Raw genomic sequence first — 21390 nt, 5'->3', positions numbered from 1 at the left:
GCGCTCGTCGGCCATAGGTCGCCTCCTCAACTGCAGCGCCGATCTTTGGACCGGGGATCTCCCCCGCGGCCACCCCTCGAACCTTCGTTCGAAAGCGGGTCCCCGCAATCGATCTCGATCCGAAAACTCGGAATGACACGTATGTGATTAGACACGTCGGGCGTGTCGCGGTCAAGCTGTGCGGTAACCGTCGCTTACTATCGACGACTTTGCCACTTCCGGTTTCGGACGTCGCTGAACCGGGTACGGCGCGCACCGCCTAGGCTTGCCCCGTGAATGTGACTGTATTGGTCGGGGGTGTCGGTGGGGCGCGTTTTCTCACAGGTCTGCGCCAACTTCTCGGCATTTCGCCCGGCGCCGACACGAATCCGGACGCACCCCACCGGATCACCGCCATCGTCAACGTCGGTGACGACGTGTGGATGCACGGGCTGAGGATCTGTCCCGATCTCGACACCTGCATGTACACCCTCGGCGGCGGAATCGACGAGGAACGCGGCTGGGGCCGCGTGGACGAAACCTGGAATGCGAAGGAAGAACTCGCCGCGTACGGCGCCGTTCCCGACTGGTTCGGTCTCGGCGACCGCGACATCGCGACCCACCTGATCCGCACCCAGATGCTGCGCACCGGATACCCGCTCTCGGCGGTCACCGAGGCGCTGTGCGCCCGGTGGAAGCCCGGCGTCACCCTCCTGCCCGTGTCCGACGACCGCAGCGAAACCCACGTGGTCATCACCGATCCCGCCGACGGCCTCCAGCGCGCGATCCACTTCGAAGAGTGGTGGGTCCGCCACCGCGCTCAGGTCCCGACGCACAGTTTCGCGCATATCGGCGCCGACGAGGCGAAGCCCGCCCCCGGAGTCCTCGAAGCCATCGAGAACGCCGACGCGGTCGTGCTGGCACCCTCCAACCCCGTGGTGAGCATCGGCGCGATCCTCGCGATCCCGGGTGTGCGCGGTGCGCTGCGCACGACGAACGCGAAAGTCGTCGGCCTCTCCCCCGTCGTCGGCGGCAAACCGCTGCGCGGCATGGCCGACGCGTGCCTCGACGTCATCGGCGTCGACACCACTGCGGAAGCAGTCGGCCGCTACTACGGCGGCCGCAACGGAACGGGCATCCTCGACGGCTGGCTCGTGCACGACACCGACAGCGCCGACGTTCCGGGCGTGGAGGTCCGCTCCGTCCCCCTGCTCATGACCGACCCCGACGCGACCGCCGATATGGCGCGCGCCGCTCTGGAACTCGCTGGAGTGACCTTGTGATGTCCCCCGACGCCGCGCCCCACGCATCGGTGCGTGACCACGCCCCCGGTGGGCCCCTCGAAATCCTGCCCGTGCCCGGGCTCCCCGAATTCCGCCCCGGTGACGACCTCGCCGCCGCGATCGCCGCCGCGGCGCCGTGGCTGACGAACGGCGACGTCGTCGTCGTCACCAGCAAGGTGATCTCCAAGGTCGAAGGACGGATCGTCTCCGCGCCCACCGATCCCGACGCCCGCGATGCCCTGCGGCGCCGCCTGGTCGACCAGGAAGCAGTACGTGTGCTCGCCCGCAAGGGCCGGACCCTCATCACCGAGAACCGGCTCGGCATCGTGCAGGCTGCGTCGGGGATCGACGGCTCCAACGTCGACAGCGCCGAACTCGCGCTCCTGCCCGAAGATCCCGACGCGAGCGCGGCCGCGTTGCGCGACCGTCTCTCCGCGTTGCTCGGCGTCACCGTCGCGGTCGTGGTCACCGACACCATGGGCCGCGCCTGGCGCAACGGCCAGACCGACGCCGCGATCGGTTCGGCGGGCCTGCCGGTACTGCACGAATACGCCGGCTCGCGCGACGCCCAGGGCAACGAACTGCTCGTGACGGCGGTGGCCGTCGCCGACGAGATCGCCGCGGCAGGCGATCTCGTCAAGGGCAAGCTCGGCGGCGTGCCCGTCGCGGTGGTCCGCGGACTCGATCTGCCCGACGACGGATCCGATGCTCGCGCACTCATCCGCAGCGGTGACGAGGACCTGTTCTGGCTCGGCACCGCCGAGGCCCTCGAACGCGGACGCCGTGAGGCACTGCTGCTGCGTCGCTCGGTGCGCGAATTCGCCTCGGAACCGGTCGATCCCGAGGATCTTCGCGAGGCCGTCGCGGACGCGCTCACTGCACCCGCGCCTCACCACACTCGCCCGGTGCGATTCGTCTGGGTGCGCACCGAGCAGGTCCGGCGACGCCTCCTCGACAGCATGCGCGAGCAGTGGGCCGCCGATCTCGAACGCGACGGATTCGATCCGGTCGCGATCGAGCGCCGGCTCTCGCGCGGCTCGATCCTCTACGACGCCCCCGAAATCGTCGTCCCCTTCTGGGTTCCGGACGGCGCCCACCACTATCCCGACGCGGAACGCACCGCCGCCGAGGCAACGATGTTCACCGTCGCTGCGGGTGCCGCGGTGCAGGGCCTTCTCGTCGCGCTCGCCACCCGCGGGCTCGGCAGTTGCTGGGTCGGTTCGACGATCTTCGCGCCCCAGGTCGTCCGCGACGAACTCGGACTGCCGGCCGACTGGTCACCGCTCGGGGCTGTCGCCGTGGGGTATCCCCTCGACGACCCGTCGCCCCGGGAGCCCGCCGATCCCGGACCCGCCTTCGTGGAGCTGTAGCGATGTCGTCGCGTTCCCTGCACCGGTCCGCGGTCGATCGTCTCACCGCGTGGCATCCCGACTCCGCCGACGCGGACTCGTTGCGGCACACGATGCTCGCGTTCCTCGACTCCGCACCGAACGGGTGCCTGCGCGCGCACGCGCCCGGGCATATCACCGCGTCGTCGCTGGTACTCGACACCGACCACCGGAACGTGCTCCTCACACTGCATCCGCGGGTGGGCCGGTGGATCCAGCTCGGGGGGCACTGCGAAGAGTCCGACGAGACCGTGGTCGACGCGGCGCTGCGGGAAGCCACCGAGGAATCCGGGATCGCCGGTCTGACGATCGACCCCGAACTGCTCTCGGCGCACACGCATCCGATCACCTGCTCGCTCGGGGTTCCCACCCGCCACCTGGACCTGCGGTTCCTGGTGACGGCACCCGCCGGCGCCGAACCGGTACGCAGCCACGAGTCGACCGATCTACGGTGGTGGCCCGTGGACGCTCTTCCGCCCGGTGCCGAGCGCGACACGATCGACCACCTCGTGCGGCTCGCGTCCGCACGACGCTGACGAGGGTCGCGGGTTACACCCCGATCGGTGTGAGCGACGGGTACTTCGGCGTCACTCCGTCACCGGAGGAGAGCCCGCGCAGCCGGCGACCCACCCAGGGGAACAGGAATTCGCGCATCCACCGGCGATCGTCGGCGCGCTGCGCCGCCGGCGTCAGGGGCACTGGCGCGTCGAGCCGGACGAGCGGCAGGCTGTGGGAGACGCCGAGGATATCGAGTACCCGGAGCGCCATGTTGTGATGGCCCGCCGGTGACAGATGCAACCGGTCGGGGTCCCACATCCGGAGATCGCGGTATTCGGAGAAGCGCCAGAAGTCGACGATGGTCGCGTCGTGCCGGTCCGCGATCTCCCGGATCAATTCGTTGTACACGGCCCAGCGTCCGCGCAGCGCGCCGAACACAGGCGCCCAGCTGCCGTCATACGCGGTCCACATCAGCACCCGGGCACCGGTGGCGGACAGCCTGCCGATCGCTTCGTCGTAATCGGCAGCAAGGTCGTCGAAGTGGACCTTGGGCCGCATCAGATTGTTGCCACCGGCATAGATGGTGACCAGATCGGGCTTCATCGCCACCGCGGTGTCGACCTGCTCGTCGATGATCGGACGCAGCAACCGCCCCCGGATCGCGAGATTGGAGTACGCGAAGTCGTCGCTCGCGAGGGCAAGCTGCTCCGCAACGAGATCGGCCCAGCCGCGTAACCCGTTGGGCCGGGACGGATCCGGGTCTCCTACACCCTCGGTGAACGAATCACCCAATGCCACATAACGTTCGAATCCCACGTGAAACCTCTCACACATCCGTGCTGAACCGGATGCCCCCGTCCGGGAGCTGCACCCCCGGCCACACCCGCGCACCGCGCAACAACTCACACCGGGCTCCGATGTCGGCACCGTCGCCGATCACGCCGTCCCGGATCAACGCCCGTGGACCCACGCGCACACCGAATCCGATGATGGTCCGCTCGATCACGGCACCTGCCTCGATCCGGGCGCCGTCGAAGATCACCGCACCGTCGAGGCGCGCGCCGGCACCGATCTCCGCTCCGCGGCCCACGACCGTGCCGCCGATCAGCAGCGCGCCCGGACCGACCGAGGCGCTCGGGTGCACCAGCGACTCGCCGCGGGGGCCGTCCAGCGCGGGCGACGGCGCAATTCCGCGGACCAGGTCGGCGGAACCGCGCACGAAGTCCTCCGGCGTCCCCATGTCGCGCCAGTACGCGGCGTCGACGTGTCCGTAGACGCGTTTGCCCTCGGTGAGCAGGGCCGGGAAGACCTCCCGCTCGACCGACACCGGCCGGCCTTCCGGGATCTGCTCGATGATCTCCCGGCGAAAGACGTAGCAGCCCGCGTTGATCTGGTCGGTCGGCGGATCCTGTGTCTTCTCGAGGAACGCCGTCACCCGTCCGTCGGCGTCTGTCGGCACGCACCCGAAGGCGCGCGGATCACCGACGCGCACCAGATGCATCGTCACGTCCGCTTCGTTGCGCACGTGCGTGTCGAGCACAGCGCCGAGATCGGTGCCGCCGAGCACATCACCGTTGAACACCATGACGTGGTCCCCGCGCAGCTTGGGCAGCACGTTGCGGATACCGCCGCCCGTGCCCAGCGGCTCGGTTTCGGTCACGTACTCGATCTCGAGGCCGAAGTCCGAGCCGTCGGCGAAGTGCTCTTCGAACACCTCTGCCTTGAACGACGTGCCGAGCACCACGTGCTTGATCCCCGCCTCGCGGATCCGCGCAAGAAGATGGACCAGGAACGGCACCCCGGCGGTCGGCAGCATGGGCTTCGGTGCGGACAACGTCAGCGGTCGCAGCCGCGTGCCCTTGCCGCCCACCAGGATCACCGCATCGGTATGCGACGCTGCAGCACTGGTCATGGTCTCCCCTGTTTCGTGTCGTTGCCGGACCGAACGTCCGGCTCGGCGCTTGCCCTGGCGCGCTCACGCACCGCGGCCGCGACCGCAACCTTCGATCGCACGAGCAGTCCGCCGCGCAGTGCCCATCTCAGCGGCGCCTGCCACCGGTGCGGATGACGGTCGGCCTGGAACCGGTACGCGCTCTCGTGATGTGCGGGAAGCATGAGTTCGGGATGTCGCCCGGCGGCATGCCCCTTGGCGTGGGTGACGTGCGCCGACGGAACGAAGACGTTGAGCCACCCGGCACGGCCCAGCCGGTCGCCCAGGTCGACATCTTCCATGTACATGAAATAGCGCGAGTCGAATCCGCCGACGGCATCGAACGCGGCTCGCCGCAGCAGCAGGCACGATCCCGACAGCCAGCCGACGGACCGTTCGCTGATCTCCTCGTTCTCCTGGCGGTACCGCTGGGTCCACGGATTCGCGGGCCACACCGTGCCGAGAAGCGCGTGCCCGGCACCGGATGCGAGAGTCGGGACCGAACGAGCGGACGGGTAGATGCTTCCGTCGGGCTCGTGGATCAGCGGGCCGAGCGAGCCGGCGCGCGGCCACCGGCCGGCCGCCTCGATCAGCGCGTCGAGCGACCCCGGTTCCCACCGCACGTCCGGGTTGGCGACCACCACGAACTCGACCGACGACTCGATCTCGGCGACAGCACGGTTGACCGCGCCGCCGTAACCGATGTTGCCGCCGGTGCGCAAGAGCTCCACGTTCGGATGCGCAACCGCAGCTGCCTCCGGCGTACCGTCGGTCGACCCGTTGTCGGCCATGATCACCCGCGTCGGGCGCTCGGTCGCTCCGGCGAGCGAAGTCAGAAAGTTCTCGAGGTGCTCGCCGGGCGAGTACGTCACCGTCACCACGGCCAGCGTCGAATCCACGCGGGCAACCATAGCGACCCGCTCGGTGTGCGGTGAAACACAGGCTGCGCACTCGCAGGTCATCCGCGCGTGTCCACCGATCCGATGGCCGCGTGCAGGGCGTCCCGCCACGGCCGCAAGGGCGTGAGACCGGCACGTGCCCATCCCCCGCCGTCCAGCACCGAATACGCCGGGCGCGGGGCGGGCCGCACGAACTCGTCGCTCCCGCACGGCTGCACCCGTGCCGGATCTGCGCCGACCTCCGCGAACACGGCCTGCGCGAGGTCGAACCAGGTGGCGTCGCCGCCGTTGGTGGCATGCAGCACCCCGCCCGGCAGATCCGTCCGAGCGGCGAGCTCGAGCAGTCCGTCGGCGAGGTCGTGCGAATAGGTGGGCGATCCACGCTGGTCGTCGACGACCCGCACGGTGTCGCGCTCACGCTCGAGCCGTCGCATGGTGGCCACGAAATCCGTGCCTTCTCCCGTGTACACCCATGCGGTGCGCACGACGTGCGCCGACGGCAACGTACCCAGCACCGCGCGTTCGCCCGCGAGTTTCGTCCGTCCGTACGCGGTACGCGGAGCGGTCGCGGCGTCCGTGCGGTACGGCTCGGTCGCGTCGCCCCCGAACACGTAATCGGTGGAGACGTGGATCAGGTGGGCGCCTTTGTCCGCACAGGTCGCGGCGAGCACCCCGGGCCCCGTTCCGTTGACGGCTGCCGCGCGGTCCTCGTCGCTTTCCGCGGCATCGACCGCGGTGTACGCGGCGCAGTTGATCACCACCGCGCCGGCCTCGATCGTCGCGGCGGCGGCTACCGGATCGGTGATGTCCAACTCTGTGGAACCGACACCTCGAACGGGTATCCCGGACGCGGCAGCCCGGGCGAGCAGCGCGCGGCCCAGCTGTCCGTGGGAACCGGTGACAAGGAGGGTGGGCACGCTGTGAAGTCTGGCACGCCGGAGTGGTGCATGCCGCCGGCGCGCCCGCCCCAGTAGCCTTCAGGGAAAGTCCGGACACCCGACACCAGCCCGCCCAGCAGTGCTCGACACGACAGCAGTGCTCGACACGACAGCAGTGCTCGACACGACAGCAGTGCTCGACACGACAGAAGCGATCCACCCGACAGGAGGACCAGGTGCCGCCAGAGCCGCCCCGCCGCCGTACCGGCGGGCGCCCGACGGCCGGCCGCCGCTCTCGCGCGGGAGGAACACCGCTCACGGACGGTCCCGGGTCGGCCGCCGCCACGACCAGACGAGCACGCCGGCCCCGCAGGGGCGAGGATGATCCCGGGCGCCCCGCGGTCTCCGCGGCACCACGCGTCTTCACCGGCAGGCCCTTGCAGATGATCGCGGCGGTCGCCGCGGCTCTCGCACTCGTGGTCACCGGCATCGCCTGGCAACGGATCGACTCGCTGCGGTCGTCGCTCGCATCGATCGGCGGTCTCGGCCTCGGCGGCGGGGAGGACGGTGCGGTCGACATTCTGCTGGTCGGCACGGACAGCCGCACCGATGCTCACGGCAACCCGCTGTCCCAGCGCGAACTCGACGCGTTGCGCGCCGGCGAAGAGGTCGCCAACAACACCGACACCATCATCATGATCCGGGTGCCGAACGACGGGCGTTCCGCGACCGCGCTGTCGATCCCGCGCGACACCTACGTGGATGTTCCCGGCATCGGCATGTCGAAGATCAACGCTGCCTACGGCGCAACGAAAGAAACGACGCGGCTGGAACTGGTGGAGTCGGGGTCCGACGCCGCCGAGGCGGAGACCGAGTCGACGAAGGCGGGCCGGGAAGCGCTCATCGAGTCCGTCGGCGACCTGACCGGCGTCACCGTCGACCATTACGCCGAAGTCGGCTTGCTGGGCTTCGTGCTGTTGACCGACGCGGTGGGCGGTGTGGAGGTGTGCCTCAACGCTCCCGTCGACGAACCTCTCTCCGGGGCACGGTTCGACGCCGGTCAACAGACGATCGAGGGCCCGGATGCGCTCAGCTTCGTACGGCAACGACACGGGCTGCCCCGCGGGGATCTCGATCGGATCGTTCGCCAGCAGGTGTTCATGGCGTCGCTCGCTCAGAAGGTGCTCAGCGCCAAGACCCTGAGCAACCCCTCGAAGGTGAATCAGCTGACGGCCGCGGTGCAGCGGTCGGTCGTGCTCGATTCCGATTGGGACATCATGGATCTGGCGACCCAATTGCAAGGCCTCGCCGGAGGGGACGTGACGTTCTCGACGATCCCCGTGGAGGACATCAACGCGATGACCGACTACGGCGAATCCGTGGTGCAGGTCGATCCCGACGAGGTACGGGACTTCGTGGCGGGTCTCGTCGGACGCACCTCCGACGATCGCGCGCCCGACGACGACCGGACCACGTCCGCCACGCCGGCACCGGACATCGACCCGTCGACGGTGACCGTCGATGTCACGAATGCCGGCGACGTGGCCGGCCTCGCGTCCGTGGTCTCGGCCGAACTCTCATCCGAGGGGTACGTCGAGGGCGAGGTGGGCAACTACACCGGCACGGCGGTCTCGTCGTCGACCGTGTACGGCGCCGACGAGGAGTCCGACGAGACCCGCGCGGTGGCTGCTGCGCTCGGAGGACTCGACACCGCGACGGATCCGACGCTGCCCGAGGGCACGGTGCGCGTGGTACTCGCCGGTGACTACAGCGGTCCCGGCACCTCGACCTTCGCCGGTTCGGAGTCGACCACCACATCATCGAGTTCGTCCGGCCTGACCCCCGCGGACGGCACCGCCACGCCTGCCCCGGCGGCGCCTCCGATCGACGCAGGGTCGGAGGGCCCGCGCTGCGTCAACTGACCGCACCGCCGGCCGACCTCACCGCCCGCGATCGACACGCGAACCACCACCGCCCGACGAACGAGGTAGATGTGACCACACTGACCGACGCCCTGCTCGAACCGATCCTCACCGCCGATCCGGCGGGCCCGCGGATCACCTGGTACGACGACGCGACCGGAGCCCGGATCGAACTGTCGGCGGTCACGCTGGCCAACTGGGCCGCGAAGACGGCAAACCTTCTGCGTGACGAGTTCGGTGTGCTGCCCGGTGCGCAGGTGGCGGTCCTCCTTCCGGCGCACTGGCAGACCGCCGCTGTGCTTCTCGGCACGTGGTGGGCGGGTGCCGAGGTCGTCCTCGAGCCCTCCGACGACGTGGAAGTGGCTCTCGTGACGCCCGATCGCCTCGCCGACGTCGAACAGGCCGCGGAGGTGGCCGCACTCTCACTGGATGCGTTCGGTGCGCCCGTCGCGGATCTGCCGCCCGGCGTCACCGACTACGCGACGAATGTCCGGGTGCACGGCGACCAGTTCCGCTCGGCGGGCGACGGTGGATCGGTGCTCGACGGGCGCTCCGCCGGTGACGTACTCGCCGCCGCGCGCGACGCCGCACAGAGCGCAGGGATCACCGCCGCGGACCGGGTGCTCTCGTCACGGACCTGGGAGACGCCCGACGCGCTGATCGGTGGCTTGCTCGCCGTGCTGGCGGCAGGCGCATCGCTCGTACAGGTCTCGCGCCCCGACCCGGCCGCCGAGGAACGGCGCGTCGTGAGCGAGAAGGTCACCGTGCGTCTCGACGGGTGAGCGCCTGCTCTACTCGCCTGGTGGTGGCAGTCGATCGCGGCGTGGTGCCCCGCGACTGCGGGTGCTGCGGGACGGACGGCCCCCGGACTTCCGGTAGCCGCCGTCCTCCAACCCTGCTTCGATCTCGAACCTGTTGCGGGAACCGGGATTTCGCATCTCTTCCCACCAATACCGCACGGCGAACCCGAGACCGTATCGTGCCCACTGATCGGCGTGGACGGCCTCGTGACGCAGCAACCGCCGGGTCGGTTGGGTGCGGGTGAGAAACGCGCCACCGACTGTCGTCCCTCCGCGCGCGAAGCCGCCCCGCATACCTGCGCACACATAGATGCCGCACTCGTCGTCGAAGGTCACCGAGCCGCCCCACAACCTCGCCCAGAGCAATGCTGCCACGGTGGCGATACGCGCGGACGGCACACCGCGCGATGCGCGGACCGCTCGGCTCGGAACCATGCGTTCGTGGGGCACGGTCCCGAGCCTAGCGATCCGGTGCCGCCGTCACGGCGACGGCGGTGCCGTGCACAAACGGTCAGCCGGTCAGCGCCGCCACGGGGCTCGTCCGCCCGGCTCGGTGCGCCGGGATGAGTGAGGCCACCACACCCGCGGTACCCCCGGCCGCCACGATTGCGACGAGTTGCACCCACGGAACTCCGCCCGGCGTGACATAGCCGGCCCCGATCACGGACGCGGTTCCGGCCGTGCCGAGCAGCAGGCCCAGGGCGACCCCGAGCACCGACGCGACGCCGGCGATGATCACGCCTTCCCGCACCAGCAGACTTCGCACCCCCGACCGGGACAGGCCCAGCGCGCGCAGCATCCCGGTCTCGCGACGCCGTTCGATCACGGACAGTGCCATGGTGTTTCCGACGCCGATCAGCGCGATCAGAATGGCGATCGACAGCAGACCGCCGACGACCAGCAACATCGTGTCGAGCAGCTTCTCGAGCATCTGCCGGTTCGCGACCGCACCCACCACCTCGCTGCCGGGTGAGATGTCGGCCGCCAGCCGCGCGATGTCGTCCGAGACCGCGACGAGCCGGTCGTCGGTCAGACCGTCGTCCAGACGCAACCAGACGGTGTCGGCAGTCTCGGCGTCGATGACCTGCAGGTCGGCGAGCGCAATCAGGTCGGGTGCACCGGGGCCGGCCATCACGACCGTGAGTTCGCGCGCCCCGGTGTCGCCACGCACGGTGATCGCCTCGCCCTCACGGACTCCCAGCGTCTCGGCCAGCGACGGTTCGAGCGCGATCGTTCCCGGCTGCGGCAACCGCACGTCGTCCCTGAGAGTCTGTGCGGCAGAGTCCGGATCCACCCCGGTGACGAAGAATTCGGTCTCCCCGACCCCGACGGTCGTATTCGCGACCGCGGTCCCCGCGCGCAGACCGTCCAGTGCGGTGAACCGGTCCACAGCACCGTCGGATGCGCCCGGAACCGACATCACCGCGACGTCGACGGGAAAGTTCTCGTCGATCAACTCGGGCGCGCCCGCCTTGAGCGTGCCGATGCCCACCACGATCGTGGAGGTCAGGGTCACGCCGATGAACAGCGCGGTCGCGGTCGACGCGGTACGACGGGGATTGCGGCGGGCATTGCCGGCCGCGAGCGCGGCGACGGGACCACCGAAGCGGGCCAGCGCCTGTCCTACCACCCCCACCAGAGCCGGCACGATCCGGCGGGAGGCCAGGATGACGCCGACGAACAGCATCAGCCCACCGGGGCACGCGATCAGCACGTTGCCCACCGCCGCTCCGATCCCGAGCAGTACCGCACCGCCGACAATCGCCAGCAGTGCACACACCCTGCGCACCCACGTGTCCCGCACCGGTTCCGGCTGGGTCTCGAGCGGATGCATCGCAGCCAGGGCGGACACGCGCGTCGCAGCCCGCGCGGGCCCGTTCGCGGCAATCACGGTGACCACGGTGCCCAGCAGCAGACCGACGCCGATCGCGCCGGGGGTCACCGCGATCGAGGTGAGCGGTATCGGTACCTCCGCGGCGCGGGCGACCGCGACGACCACCGCAGCGAGACCACATCCGGCGAGCACGCCGAAGACCGCCGAGACGAAGCCGACGATCACGGATTCTGCTCGCACACTGCGTCGCACCTGCGCCGACGTCACGCCCACACAGCGCATGAGCGCGAACTCGCGCGTCCGGGCCGCGAGCAGGACCGCGAAGGTGTTGGCGATGACCAATCCGGCGACCACGACCGCGATGGCGGCGAAACACAGCAGGACGTTGCGGAGAGTCCCGATGTCGCCGACATAGCTTCCCGCTACCGCGGTCGCCCGGTCGGCACCTGTGGTGACGTGCGCGCCGGGAACCGCGGCGGCGAGCGCGTCGGCGAGCGCCGAGCCACCCCGGCCTGCGACCCTGATCTCCCACTCGGTGTATTCCCCCGCCCAGGCCCGGACCTGCGCGACGTCGCCGAACACGAGGCGCGAATCCAGTGCGAGGGGTGATCCCGCAAGGTCGATCGTGCCCACCACGGTGACGTCGGTGTGTGCAGGTTTCCCGTCGATGTCGGTGATCGCGAGGGAATCACCGATCGCGTGGCGCGACGACGACCCCACCGTCACCTCGTCGGGGCCGGACGGCCAGCGCCCGTCGGCGAGTTGCTGCCAGCGCAACGACACGTCGCCCGACACCGTCGATGCGGTGCTGTAACCGTCTGTTCCGGCGACTCTGACCGGACCCGTCACATCGAGCGCGGACGCCTCCACGCCCGGCACAGCCGAGATGGCAGTGAGGACCCCGTCGGGGTCGAGGCCGGAGTCGGACTCCGTGATGACGGCGGCGACACCGTCGTACTGCGCCGCTGTCGACGTGGTGATCGCGGAGTCGACAGTGCTGCCGAGAACCAGCGTCGCGACGACGAAGGCGACCGCGACCACCACTGCGAGCGCCGATGCGACGTATCGGCCGCGGTGCGCCCGTGCCTGAGCGAGAACGAGATGCCTCATCCGACCGACACCGGGCCCGCGCTCAGGTCGCGCATCGTTTCGAGTACGGAATCCGCTGTGGGATCGTGAATTTCGCCCGCGAGCCGGCCGTCCGACAGCAGGACGACCCGGTCGGAATACGAGGCGGCGACCGGATCGTGCGTGACCATGACGACGGTCTGGCCGGTTTCGCGCACGCTCGACCGCAGCAGCGAGAGCACCTCGGCGCCGGATTGCGAGTCGAGGTTGCCGGTGGGTTCGTCGGCGAAGATGACGTCCGGTCGCGCGAGCAGTGCCCGCGCTACCGCGACCCGCTGCTGTTGCCCACCCGACATCTCGTGCGGGAAATGGTCCAGGCGCTCGGTGAGGCCGAGCCGGCCGATCACCTCGTCGAACCACTCGGGGGCCGGACGGGTTCCGGCCAACCGCATGGGGAGCAGCACATTGTCGCGGGCGGTGAGCACCGGCAGCAGATTGAACGCCTGGAAGACGAACCCGATGCGGTCGCGTCGTAATCCGGTCAGGACCGCGTCGGACGCGGCGCTGATCTCGATGTCGCTCCGCCGCGCGTCTCCGTGCAGAACCACGCGGCCCGCGTCGATTCCGTCCAAGCCGGCGAGCGCGTGCATGAGCGTGGATTTCCCGGAGCCGGAGGGCCCCATGATCGCGGTGAACCGGCCGCGCTCGAAGGCGACGGTCACCCCGTCGAGGGCACGCACTTCGGCGTCGCCGCGACCGTAGACGCGCACGACGTCGTGCGCCGAACACGCCGGCAGGAAAGAACCAGGTTTTGTCATGGTTCGACCGTAGAAATCCGGCGGCCGCGGCACATCGGAGCGCGGACCGATCCTCGAGGCGACCGGGTCATCCCACGGTAGGACACACCACCGTGTCCCGGGCCGACCGTGGGCCTACTCGCCCGCGCCGAGCAGCTCGTCGAGGCGCACCAGACCGGACCGGAACGCGAACAACACCGCCTGCACCCGGTCGCGGGAACCGGTCTTCGCCAGTACCCGGCCCACATGGGTTTTCACGGTCGCCTCCGACAACACGAACCGCTGCGCGATCTCGCCGTTGGTCAGTCCGTGCGCCATCGCCACGAGGACTTCGAGTTCACGCGGCGTCAGATCGGCGGGCACGTCCACCTGCGCGGCGGGCGGATGCGCGGACGCTCCGAGCATCGGTGAAATGTGCCGGAGCAGTCGCCGCGTCGCGCGCGGCGCCATGATCGCGTCTCCCCGGTACACCGTCCGTACCGCATCGAGCAGATCCTCGGGAGGCGCATCCTTGAGAAGGAATCCGCTGGCTCCGGCGGCGATGGCCTGCACGACATACTCGTCGTTGTCGAAGGTCGTCAGCACCACGACCTTGGGCGCGTCCGGTTCCGCCAGCAGCATCCGGGTCGCGGCTATCCCGTCGACCCGAGGCATCTGCACGTCCATCAGGACGACATCGGCGTGCACACGGACGAGTTCGGCCACGGCCGCTGCTCCGTCGGACGCCTCCGCCACCACATCGATGTCGGGCTGCGATTCGAGGACCATGCGGAAACCCGCCCGGACGAGTTGCTGGTCGTCGACGAGCGCGACGCGGATCGGGACTTCGGGATGGGACACGTCCGTCAGCCTAGGCAGGGAGCGTGACGCGGACACGGTACCCACCGTCTCGCGCGCGCGGCCCGCACACGGCGGTGCCGCCGTGCAACCGTGCCCGCTCGTCGATACCGGTGAGCCCCTGACCTCCGGGCCGCGACTCCACCAGCGCGGCCGCACCCCGCCCGTCGTCGACGATCTCCACGACGAGGCGGTCCGGGTGCCAGTCCAGGGTCACGTCGGCGCGTGCGTTCGGTCCGGCGTGCTTGAGAACGTTCGTCAGCGACTCCTGCACGATGCGGTACACGGACAGGCCGAGCCCGCCGGAAATTTCGCGGGGCTTTCCGGTCTCGGTGAACGTGACATCGAGGCCGCTGTCGCCCATCCGGTCGATCAGGGCGCCGAGATCGCCGAGACCCGGCGTCGTGGTGAACTCGCGCGGCGAGTCCTCGCGCAGTACCGACAGCAGCGACCGCATGTCCGTGAGTGCGCCGCGGCCCGTCTCGGAAATGGTGGCGAGCACCTCCGCGGCTGTCTCCGGGTGCTGCGCGGCGGCATACCGTCCCCCGTCCGCCTGCGCGATGATCGCGGTGAGCGAATGCGCGACGATATCGTGCATCTCCCGCGCGATCCGGGTGCGTTCCTGCGTGGCGGCGAGTTCCGCTTCCTTGAGCCGTTCGAGTTCGAGCAACCGGTTCCGTTCGGTCAGCGACGTCATCTCCCGCAACCGCAGGCCCCGAACGCGCCCGAACGCCCAGATCCCGCCGAGGAACACCGCGACCAGCACCGCCATGACAGCGACGTCGAGTGGTCGGCTGTCCGGCGGGGACAGATACCGCGCCCCGGCACCCGCTCCCCCGGCCGCCGCGGCGACGAGGGCTACGTTGGCGGCCCAGCGCGGGGCGTAGGCGGCGAGCGAGTACACCGCGACGGGAACCGCGATCACGGTCCCGGGACCGAGTTCGGGCAGGAACGCGAGGTGTGCGTACGAGGCGACAGCGACGATTCCGCCCGCAGCGACCGGATACACGCGCCGCCAGACGAGCGGGACGGACACAGCGAGAGCCACGACGACGACTGCCGGTGAGCTCTCGTCCACGGCAAGCGCAGCCGCCACTGCGAACAACACGATCGGTCCGGCGAGGACGGCGTCGACCGTTCCGACGTGCGCCCGGGACCACCGGTTCCATCGTTCCACCAGCGACGTGGTCTGCACGGCGGCGGTCTGTCAGCCGAGGAGCGTGCGCCGCAGCGCGTTGTCCTTCTCGAGCACCATCTCCTCGAGCCCGGCCTGGAACCGCTCCATCTGCGCGCGCAGCGCGGGATCGGAGGCACCGAGGATGCGCGCCGCCAGCAGACCCGCGTTGCGCGCTCCCCCGATGGAGACGGTTGCGACGGGCACTCCCGCGGGCATCTGGACGATGGAGAGCAACGAGTCCATGCCGTCGAGGTACTTGAGCGGGACCGGCACACCGATCACCGGCAGCGGCGTCGCCGACGCGACCATGCCCGGCAGGTGCGCGGCGCCACCGGCGCCGGCGATGATCACCTTGATTCCCCGACCCGCCGCGTTCGCGGCATAGTCGAGCATCCGCTGCGGTGTGCGATGCGCAGAGATCACGCCCACCTCGAAGCGGATTCCGAACTCGGCGAGCGCCTCGGCGGCCGCCTCCATCGTCGGCCAGTCGGAGTCGCTGCCCATGATCAGGCCGACCTGCGCACCCTGCGACACATCACTCACCGTCATCTCCCGTGTGTTCGTTCCAACCATCGGTCCAGACCGCATGCGAGAGCCAGTGCGCGGCGCGTTCGGCGCGCTCCCGCACCGCGGCGACGTACGCGGGGTCGTCGATCGACCCGTTCGGATCGCCGAGCAGATTGACGTGCCCGATCTTCCGGTCCTTGCGCTCACCCTTCCCGTACAGGTGCACCCGCGCGTCGGGCATCCGGGCGAACAGGTGGTGCAGGCGCTCGTCCATGCTCATCTCGGGTGCTTCGGCAGCGCCGAGGACGTTGGCCATCACCGTTACCGGGGCGAGCGGAGTCGTGTCGCCGAGCGGGTAGTCGAGCACCGCGCGCAGATGCTGTTCGAACTGGCCGGTGCGCGCGCCGTCCATGCCCCAGTGGCCGGAGTTGTGCGGGCGCATCGCGAGTTCGTTGACGATCAACTCGCCGGACCGGGTCTCGAAGAGCTCGACCGCCATGACTCCCACCACGCCCAGTTCACCGGCGATGCGCAGCGCGAGCTGTTCGGCGGCGGCCGCGACGTCGGCGGGGAGGTCCGGTGCCGGCGCGATGACGACGGCACACTGCCCGTCGCGCTGGACGGTCTCGACCACGGGCCACGACGCGCCCTGACCGAACGGTGAGCGGGCGACCATGGCGGACAGCTCGCGCTTCCACTCGATCTTCTCTTCGGCGAGAAGCGGCACACCGGCAGCGAGTTGTTCGGCGACGACACGCTCGAGTTCGGCGCGATCGTCGAGAATCCAGACGCCACGCCCGTCGTATCCCCCACGGGCAGCCTTGAGTACGTACGGGTGGCCGAGGGTCTCGGTCGCGGCGATCGCATCGTCGACGGAGGTGATCTCCGCGAACTTCGGCATCGGAGCGCCGAGCGCGCCGAGCCGCTTACGCATCGCGATCTTGTCCTGAGCGAAAATCAGCGCCTGCGGCGGCGGCAGCACGTTCACGCCTTCCCGCTGCAGCACCTCGAGGTGCTCGGTGGGCACACCCTCGTGGTCGAACGTGAGGGCGTGGGCGCCGATCGCGGCGCGGCGCAGAGCGTCCAGATCGTGGTGGCTCCCCAGGACGACATCCGGGCTGACCTGGGCCGCGGGTTCGTCCGCCGTGCCGGAGAGAACGCGCAGGGTCTGGCCGAGGGCGATCGCGGCCTGATGGGTCATCCGGGCGAGCTGGCCCCCACCGATCATGGTGACGACCGGCATGCCGCCGGTGCGCGCGCGAGGAGCGTCGGATCTAGGGGACGGTTCGGGTCTGCCGGTCACGGCTATCCATGTTGTCACAGCACGTCGGGGGCTCCTCGCAGCGGTGTCACCGCACGTCGCGGGCGCTGCTCGAGGACTGCCGGACGCACGGGGACGTCAGCTCCCGCGCGCACCCGGCGAAGCTGTGGCGTCGCTGATAGTTTCTCGCAAGGTTCGTGAATTCACGCAAACGTTTCGTAGACTTCTCCGAGTGTCATTCGTTGATGAAACCCTGAACAGAGTTCCGCAGCCCCTTCGGGACTTGTTGGTTCGTCACCGCGAGCTGATCAAGTTCGCGATCGTCGGCGGTACCACGTTCGTCATCGACTCGACGATCTTCTACACCCTCAAGCTCACGGTTCTGTCGGAAAAGCCTGTCACGGCCAAGATCATCGCCGGTGTCGTCGCGGTGCTCTGCTCCTACGTGCTCAACCGCGAATGGTCCTTCAAGAATCGCGGCGGCCGCGAGCGTGCGCACGAGGCGTTCCTGTTCTTCTTCGTGAGCGGGATCGGGGTGGTCCTGTCCTTCATCCCGCTGTACATCTCGAGTTACGTCTTCAACCTGAGGGTGCCGGAGGTCAGCCTCACGGTAGAGAACATCGCGGACTTCGTCAGCGCCTACATCATCGGCAACCTGCTGCAGATGATGTTCCGTTTCTACTGCTTCCGGCGGTTCGTCTTCCCCGATGAGATGACCCCCGAGAACGCGCCCGGTGAACTCACCGACGGCCCGCGAACCTGATCTGTTCCCGAGCGCGGGCAGGCCGTCGGGATCATCTCGGTTCCCGGGTTCGGCCCTCCGGCGCTGCGTGATCTTTGCTCGCACCGAGAAACAGCGCGAACAGAGCGGGTCTGCGACGTTGTAGTTCGAGACGCCCGCCGTCCGCTTCGACGAGCGCCCGTGCCAGTGCAAGACCCAGACCGGTCGAACCGCCACCGGAGAAACCGCGGTCGAATATGTGCGGCACCAGGTCGTCGGACACTCCCTCACCTTCGTCGCTGACCTCGACGCACACCGTCGAATCACCGCGCGTGGCGACGTAGCGCACCGAGACCGTGCACGTTCCGCCACCGTGGACGAGTGCGTTGTCGACGAGCACCGCGACCGCCTCACGCAACCGCGATCCCGTCACCGACGAGCGCAACGACGGGTCGCCGCTGAGCACCAGTTCGCGGCCGGCCTCCTGGAACGGGCCGCGCCAATCCGCGATCACGCCGGTGAGGTCGCCCACCACCGAGACCTCGGTGCGGAGTTCGGCGGCGCTGTTGCGGGACTGCCGGACCAGGTCGGTGATCGCAGCGGTCAGCCGGTCCACCTGTGCCATCGCGGCCTCGGCCTCCTCGACGACCGCCGGGTCGTCGTGGGTGGACAGTTCGTCGAGACGCAGCCTGATCGCCGTCATGCGCGACCGCAACTGGTGGGAGACGTCGCCGACCAGGCCGTGTTCACGCTGGAGGCGGTTGGAGATCTCGACGGCCGCGGCGTCGAGCACGTCGGACACCCGATCGAGTTCCGGAATGCCGTGCCGGCGCGGGGCCGGTCGGAAATCACCTTCGGCCAACCGCGCCGCGCGCCGGGCCACGTCCCGGAGGGGGTCGGCGAGCCGTCGGGCGGTCGCCACCGCGACCAGTGCGCCGACGGCGACGGACAGCAGCACGAGCAATGTCACGGCCGCGAGCACCTGCTGCTGGAGGGTGCGCAGGCTCTCCGACGGAACCTCGATCCGCAGCGAACCCGATGTGCCCATCGAGAGCGACTCCACGATCGGGGACTCCACGACGGGAGCCCCGATGTCGAGGCGCGCCGCGACGTTTTCCGGGGTGGGGTAGACCACCACGACCCGGCCGCCGGCGGGAACGAGAAGGCGCAAGGAACTGGTGTCGAGGCCGCCGACCACGAGGCCGCCGGTGCCCTCCTGCGCGATGATCTCGTCGGCCATCCGACCGAGACGGTCCTGCAGGTCACGCCGCGCGATGTCCTCCACGAAGAGGTAGGCCGTATAGGCGAGCGGAACACCGAGCAGGAGGGCGACGAGCAGAACGGTGGCCATCACCGCGTTGAGGATGCGACTACGCACGTGCGTGGGCCGCTAGTCGGTATTCAAACGGAAACCGACACCGCGCACCGTCGCGATGCGTCGTTCACCTGCAGGTCCCTCGTCGCCGATCTTGCGACGCAGCCACGACATATGCATGTCGAGGGTCTTGGAGCCCCGGAGATCGGTGTCACCCCAGACCTCTTCGAGGATGATGTCGCGCGAGACCACCTGCCCCGCGTGTTCGAGCAGGACCCGCAGCAACTCGTATTCCTTGTTGGCGAGTGCGACCTCGGACCCGTCGACGAGGACCCGCCGGGCGGCTCGTTCGAGCCGGATCCCCGACACGTCGACGACATCGTCCTGCTCGCCCGAGCCTCGGCGACGAAGCAACGCGCGGACCCGCGCCATCAGTTCGGCGAGCCGGAACGGCTTGCCGACGTAGTCGTCGGCGCCCGCGTCGAGCCCGACGACGAAGTCGACTTCGTCGGTCCGGGCGGTGAGCATGAGGACAGCCAGCTCGGAGCGATCCGCGCGGATCTGGCGGCATACTTCAAGACCGTCCATACCGGGTAGGCCCAGATCGAGGATGAGGAGGTCGTAGTCGCCGGAGAGCGCACGTTCGAGCGCCACCGGGCCGCTGTGTTCGACCGTCACCTCGTAACCCTCGCGGCCGAGCGCGCGCGAGAGCGGTGCCGCGATGGCGTCGTCGTCTTCGGCGAGTAGTACGGCAGTCACGGATTTCAGCGTACGGATCGATGGCCCGGTTGTCGGGATTACCACGCTTTGCGGCGGGTGTCCTCTTCGTGCGGATGCCGCGCGGGGTGGTTTTCCGCCGCGGTGCGGTCGTGCGCGTCGAATGCCTGCTGGTAGAGCAGGGCGTGGACCTGCCGCACTTCGGGAATGTCGTCGAACTCGAGCGGATCGTCGGCAGCCGAGACCACCACGAGGGTTCCGGTGCGGAGCATCCGGTCGACGAGGCCGTGCCGGAACTGGACATTGCTGATCCGGCCCATGGGAATGTCGATTCCCGTGTGCGTCAGGACACCGGTGCGAACCAGCACTCGCCGGTCGGTGACGATGAAGTGCGTGCTGAGCCAGCTCACGAGCGGAACGAGGGAGCGCCACACCACGACCGCGAGCCACAGCACCACGACCGCCACACTCAGGACGGTCGCTGCGACACCGTCGAGCCGAGCCGCGACGACTCCCAGCAGGAAGCCTGCGAGCGGCGTCGCCACGAGGAGGATTGCGGCCGGAACGATCAGCGCCTTCCAGTGCGGATGACGGTGGAGCAGCAGCTCTTCCCCTGGTGCCAGCGCGTCGTCGGGATATCCCATGGCGCCCACGATGGCACATACCGGTGACGGGCCGCCCCGTCGGCGTGGTGTCAGGCGGGCCGCAGGTGCGTGATGTCGCCCGCGGCCACGGCCACCGTGTCGCCGCCGCCGTCGGGCCGGATCACGAGACGGCCCTGGTCGTCCACGTCCACGGCGAGGCCGCGCAGTTCGGTGTCGCCGGGTAGCACCGCGCGCACCTGGTGCCCGATCGTGCCGCAGCGCTCGCGATACGCAGCGGCGGGCCCCGCCGTGTTCCAGCCCGCGCGCGCCCACGCACGGATCCGGTCGGCGAACGCGGCCAGCAGCGTCTCCGCGAGCAGCGTCCGGTCGAGATCGTCGGCATCCTCGAGCAACAACGACGTGGCCGTCGGAACGGGCAGTTCCTCCGCCGTGAGGGTCACGTTCACGCCGACCCCGACGACGGCTGCGGGCTCCGGTGAGGTGGACGCGACCTCCACGAGGATCCCCGCGAGTTTCCGTCCGCCGACCAGCACATCGTTCGGCCATTTGAGCTGTGCCGGGACTCCCCCGACTGTGCGCACAGCGTCGACGGCGGCGATCCCGGCGATCAGCGGCAGCCACCCGAGGTCGCGCAGAGGGCACCCGGGCAGGCGCACGAGCACCGAGACGATGACCTGGGCCGCCGGCACACCGTTCCAGGTGCGGGAGTGCCGTCCGCGTCCACCACTCTGGAACTCCGCCAGCAGCGCGCGGCGGTCGGCGCCCTTAGGTGCGACGGCGAGCAGGTCCGCGTTGGTCGAGCCGGTCTCGTCCACGACGTCGAGCCGGGTGTAGAACGCGCCGCCGTCACCCGAGGTGAGAGCGCTGCGCAGACGAGCCACGTCGAGTGGTGTGCGCAAGGAAGCGAGATCTGGCGTTTCGCGGTTTCCGGCCATGCGCCCAGCCTAGGGTGGGTCGAAATCGCCTACCCGCCG

The 21390-nt window shown here is 69.6% G+C and carries 21 protein-coding genes; 6 read left to right on the top strand and 15 right to left on the bottom strand.

The features are described from left to right. Positions 1–272: 272 nt before the first annotated feature. The 3 genes from cofD to ACFWU2_RS13715 are packed head-to-tail and all read left to right on the top strand — an operon-like array spanning position 273 to position 3186. Positions 273–1262, top strand: a complete 990-nt coding sequence (gene cofD, locus ACFWU2_RS13725) for a 2-phospho-L-lactate transferase (protein WP_378606756.1) — start codon at positions 273–275, stop codon at positions 1260–1262. After that, positions 1262–2632, top strand: coding sequence for a coenzyme F420-0:L-glutamate ligase (locus tag ACFWU2_RS13720; protein ID WP_378607275.1), 1371 nt, complete (start codon positions 1262–1264; stop codon positions 2630–2632). The genes cofD and ACFWU2_RS13720 overlap by 1 nt, the downstream gene beginning before the upstream one ends. 2 nt (positions 2633–2634) lie before the next feature. Then, on the top strand, positions 2635–3186 hold the full coding sequence (locus ACFWU2_RS13715; protein WP_378606753.1) for an NUDIX hydrolase: 552 nt from the start codon (positions 2635–2637) through the stop codon (positions 3184–3186). Between the two features lie 13 nt (positions 3187–3199). On the opposite strand, the gene ACFWU2_RS13710 is transcribed toward ACFWU2_RS13715, so the two are convergent. Genes ACFWU2_RS13710 through rfbD form a run of 4 tightly spaced genes read right to left on the bottom strand, consistent with a single transcriptional unit; the run spans position 3200 to position 6894 of the window. Then, positions 3200–3964, bottom strand: a complete 765-nt coding sequence (locus tag ACFWU2_RS13710) for an SGNH/GDSL hydrolase family protein (protein ID WP_378606750.1) — start codon at positions 3962–3964, stop codon at positions 3200–3202. Positions 3965–3974: 10 nt separating this feature from the next. Beyond that, a complete protein-coding gene (locus ACFWU2_RS13705; RefSeq protein ID WP_378606747.1) occupies positions 3975–5060 on the bottom strand; it encodes a sugar phosphate nucleotidyltransferase in 1086 nt (361 codons plus the stop codon). Continuing rightward, positions 5057–5977, bottom strand: coding sequence for a glycosyltransferase family 2 protein (locus ACFWU2_RS13700; protein ID WP_378606744.1), 921 nt, complete (start codon positions 5975–5977; stop codon positions 5057–5059). Before ACFWU2_RS13700 ends, ACFWU2_RS13705 begins: the two co-directional genes overlap by 4 nt. Before the next feature lie 59 nt (positions 5978–6036). Then, complete coding sequence (rfbD, locus tag ACFWU2_RS13695; RefSeq protein WP_378606741.1) at positions 6037–6894, bottom strand: dTDP-4-dehydrorhamnose reductase; 858 nt, start codon at positions 6892–6894, stop codon at positions 6037–6039. A gap of 404 nt (positions 6895–7298) precedes the next feature. Here rfbD and ACFWU2_RS13690 point away from each other — a divergent pair, with 404 nt between their 5' ends. Beyond that, on the top strand, positions 7299–8777 hold the full coding sequence (locus ACFWU2_RS13690) for an LCP family protein (RefSeq protein ID WP_378606738.1): 1479 nt from the start codon (positions 7299–7301) through the stop codon (positions 8775–8777). A gap of 71 nt (positions 8778–8848) precedes the next feature. Continuing rightward, positions 8849–9559, top strand: coding sequence for a TIGR03089 family protein (locus ACFWU2_RS13685; protein ID WP_378606735.1), 711 nt, complete (start codon positions 8849–8851; stop codon positions 9557–9559). A gap of 9 nt (positions 9560–9568) precedes the next feature. Here the strand turns inward: ACFWU2_RS13685 and ACFWU2_RS13680 are convergent, their stop codons facing one another. The 7 genes from ACFWU2_RS13680 to ACFWU2_RS13650 all read right to left on the bottom strand — a co-directional run bounded on the left by ACFWU2_RS13680 (position 9569) and on the right by ACFWU2_RS13650 (position 17040). Then, the gene (locus tag ACFWU2_RS13680; protein ID WP_378607272.1) at positions 9569–10012 is read right to left on the bottom strand and encodes a hypothetical protein; all 444 of its coding nucleotides are present in this window, start codon (positions 10010–10012) and stop codon (positions 9569–9571) included. Positions 10013–10088: 76 nt separating this feature from the next. Continuing rightward, positions 10089–12521 carry an FtsX-like permease family protein gene (locus tag ACFWU2_RS13675; protein WP_378606732.1) on the bottom strand — a complete coding sequence of 811 codons (2433 nt, stop codon included), beginning with the start codon at positions 12519–12521 and terminating at the stop codon, positions 10089–10091. Then, positions 12518–13297, bottom strand: a complete 780-nt coding sequence (locus ACFWU2_RS13670) for an ABC transporter ATP-binding protein (protein WP_378606729.1) — start codon at positions 13295–13297, stop codon at positions 12518–12520. The genes ACFWU2_RS13675 and ACFWU2_RS13670 overlap by 4 nt, the downstream gene beginning before the upstream one ends. 114 nt (positions 13298–13411) lie before the next feature. After that, positions 13412–14125, bottom strand: coding sequence for a response regulator (locus tag ACFWU2_RS13665; RefSeq protein WP_378607269.1), 714 nt, complete (start codon positions 14123–14125; stop codon positions 13412–13414). Between the two features lies 1 nt (position 14126). Then, positions 14127–15308 (bottom strand): sensor histidine kinase, encoded by a 1182-nt coding sequence (locus ACFWU2_RS13660; protein WP_378606726.1) that lies wholly within the window; start codon positions 15306–15308, stop codon positions 14127–14129. 12 nt (positions 15309–15320) lie between these two features. Next, positions 15321–15839, bottom strand: coding sequence for a 5-(carboxyamino)imidazole ribonucleotide mutase (gene purE, locus ACFWU2_RS13655; protein ID WP_378606721.1), 519 nt, complete (start codon positions 15837–15839; stop codon positions 15321–15323). Then, entirely contained in the window at positions 15826–17040 is a 1215-nt protein-coding gene (locus ACFWU2_RS13650; RefSeq protein ID WP_378607266.1) for a 5-(carboxyamino)imidazole ribonucleotide synthase, read from the bottom strand. Before ACFWU2_RS13650 ends, purE begins: the two co-directional genes overlap by 14 nt. A gap of 250 nt (positions 17041–17290) precedes the next feature. Here ACFWU2_RS13650 and ACFWU2_RS13645 point away from each other — a divergent pair, with 250 nt between their 5' ends. Next, entirely contained in the window at positions 17291–17821 is a 531-nt protein-coding gene (locus tag ACFWU2_RS13645; RefSeq protein ID WP_378606718.1) for a GtrA family protein, read from the top strand. Between the two features lie 31 nt (positions 17822–17852). Here ACFWU2_RS13645 and ACFWU2_RS13640 read toward each other — a convergent pair whose 3' ends face one another. The 4 genes from ACFWU2_RS13640 to ACFWU2_RS13625 are packed head-to-tail and all read right to left on the bottom strand — an operon-like array spanning position 17853 to position 21351. Further along, positions 17853–19157, bottom strand: coding sequence for a sensor histidine kinase (locus tag ACFWU2_RS13640; protein WP_378606715.1), 1305 nt, complete (start codon positions 19155–19157; stop codon positions 17853–17855). 12 nt (positions 19158–19169) lie between these two features. Next, positions 19170–19853, bottom strand: coding sequence for a response regulator transcription factor (locus ACFWU2_RS13635; protein WP_378606712.1), 684 nt, complete (start codon positions 19851–19853; stop codon positions 19170–19172). A 38-nt stretch (positions 19854–19891) separates the two neighbouring features. After that, the gene (locus ACFWU2_RS13630; RefSeq protein WP_378606709.1) at positions 19892–20455 is read right to left on the bottom strand and encodes a PH domain-containing protein; all 564 of its coding nucleotides are present in this window, start codon (positions 20453–20455) and stop codon (positions 19892–19894) included. A 50-nt stretch (positions 20456–20505) separates the two neighbouring features. Further along, positions 20506–21351 carry a biotin--[acetyl-CoA-carboxylase] ligase gene (locus ACFWU2_RS13625; protein ID WP_378606706.1) on the bottom strand — a complete coding sequence of 282 codons (846 nt, stop codon included), beginning with the start codon at positions 21349–21351 and terminating at the stop codon, positions 20506–20508. Positions 21352–21390: the final 39 nt, after the last annotated feature.

The organism is Rhodococcus sp. NPDC058639, assembly GCF_042717545.1.
Lineage (GTDB): Bacteria > Actinomycetota > Actinomycetes > Mycobacteriales > Mycobacteriaceae > Rhodococcus.
This window is presented reverse-complemented; position numbering and strand designations above follow the sequence as displayed.

Excerpts from the sequence above, each read along its gene's own strand:
- ACFWU2_RS13705 (WP_378606747.1), bottom strand. The coding sequence starts at position 5,060 with ATGACCAGTGCTGCAGCGTCGCATACCGATGCGGTGATCCTGGTGGGC.
- ACFWU2_RS13670 (WP_378606729.1), bottom strand. The coding sequence starts at position 13,297 with ATGACAAAACCTGGTTCTTTCCTGCCGGCGTGTTCGGCGCACGACGTC.
- ACFWU2_RS13650 (WP_378607266.1), bottom strand. The coding sequence starts at position 17,040 with ATGCCGGTCGTCACCATGATCGGTGGGGGCCAGCTCGCCCGGATGACC.
- ACFWU2_RS13630 (WP_378606709.1), bottom strand. The coding sequence starts at position 20,455 with ATGGGATATCCCGACGACGCGCTGGCACCAGGGGAAGAGCTGCTGCTC.
- ACFWU2_RS13720 (WP_378607275.1), top strand. The coding sequence starts at position 1,262 with ATGTCCCCCGACGCCGCGCCCCACGCATCGGTGCGTGACCACGCCCCC.
- purE (WP_378606721.1), bottom strand. The coding sequence starts at position 15,839 with ATGACGGTGAGTGATGTGTCGCAGGGTGCGCAGGTCGGCCTGATCATG.
- ACFWU2_RS13715 (WP_378606753.1), top strand. The coding sequence starts at position 2,635 with ATGTCGTCGCGTTCCCTGCACCGGTCCGCGGTCGATCGTCTCACCGCG.
- ACFWU2_RS13625 (WP_378606706.1), bottom strand. The coding sequence starts at position 21,351 with ATGGCCGGAAACCGCGAAACGCCAGATCTCGCTTCCTTGCGCACACCA.
- ACFWU2_RS13690 (WP_378606738.1), top strand. The coding sequence starts at position 7,299 with ATGATCGCGGCGGTCGCCGCGGCTCTCGCACTCGTGGTCACCGGCATC.
- ACFWU2_RS13675 (WP_378606732.1), bottom strand. The coding sequence starts at position 12,521 with ATGAGGCATCTCGTTCTCGCTCAGGCACGGGCGCACCGCGGCCGATAC.
- ACFWU2_RS13680 (WP_378607272.1), bottom strand. The coding sequence starts at position 10,012 with ATGGTTCCGAGCCGAGCGGTCCGCGCATCGCGCGGTGTGCCGTCCGCG.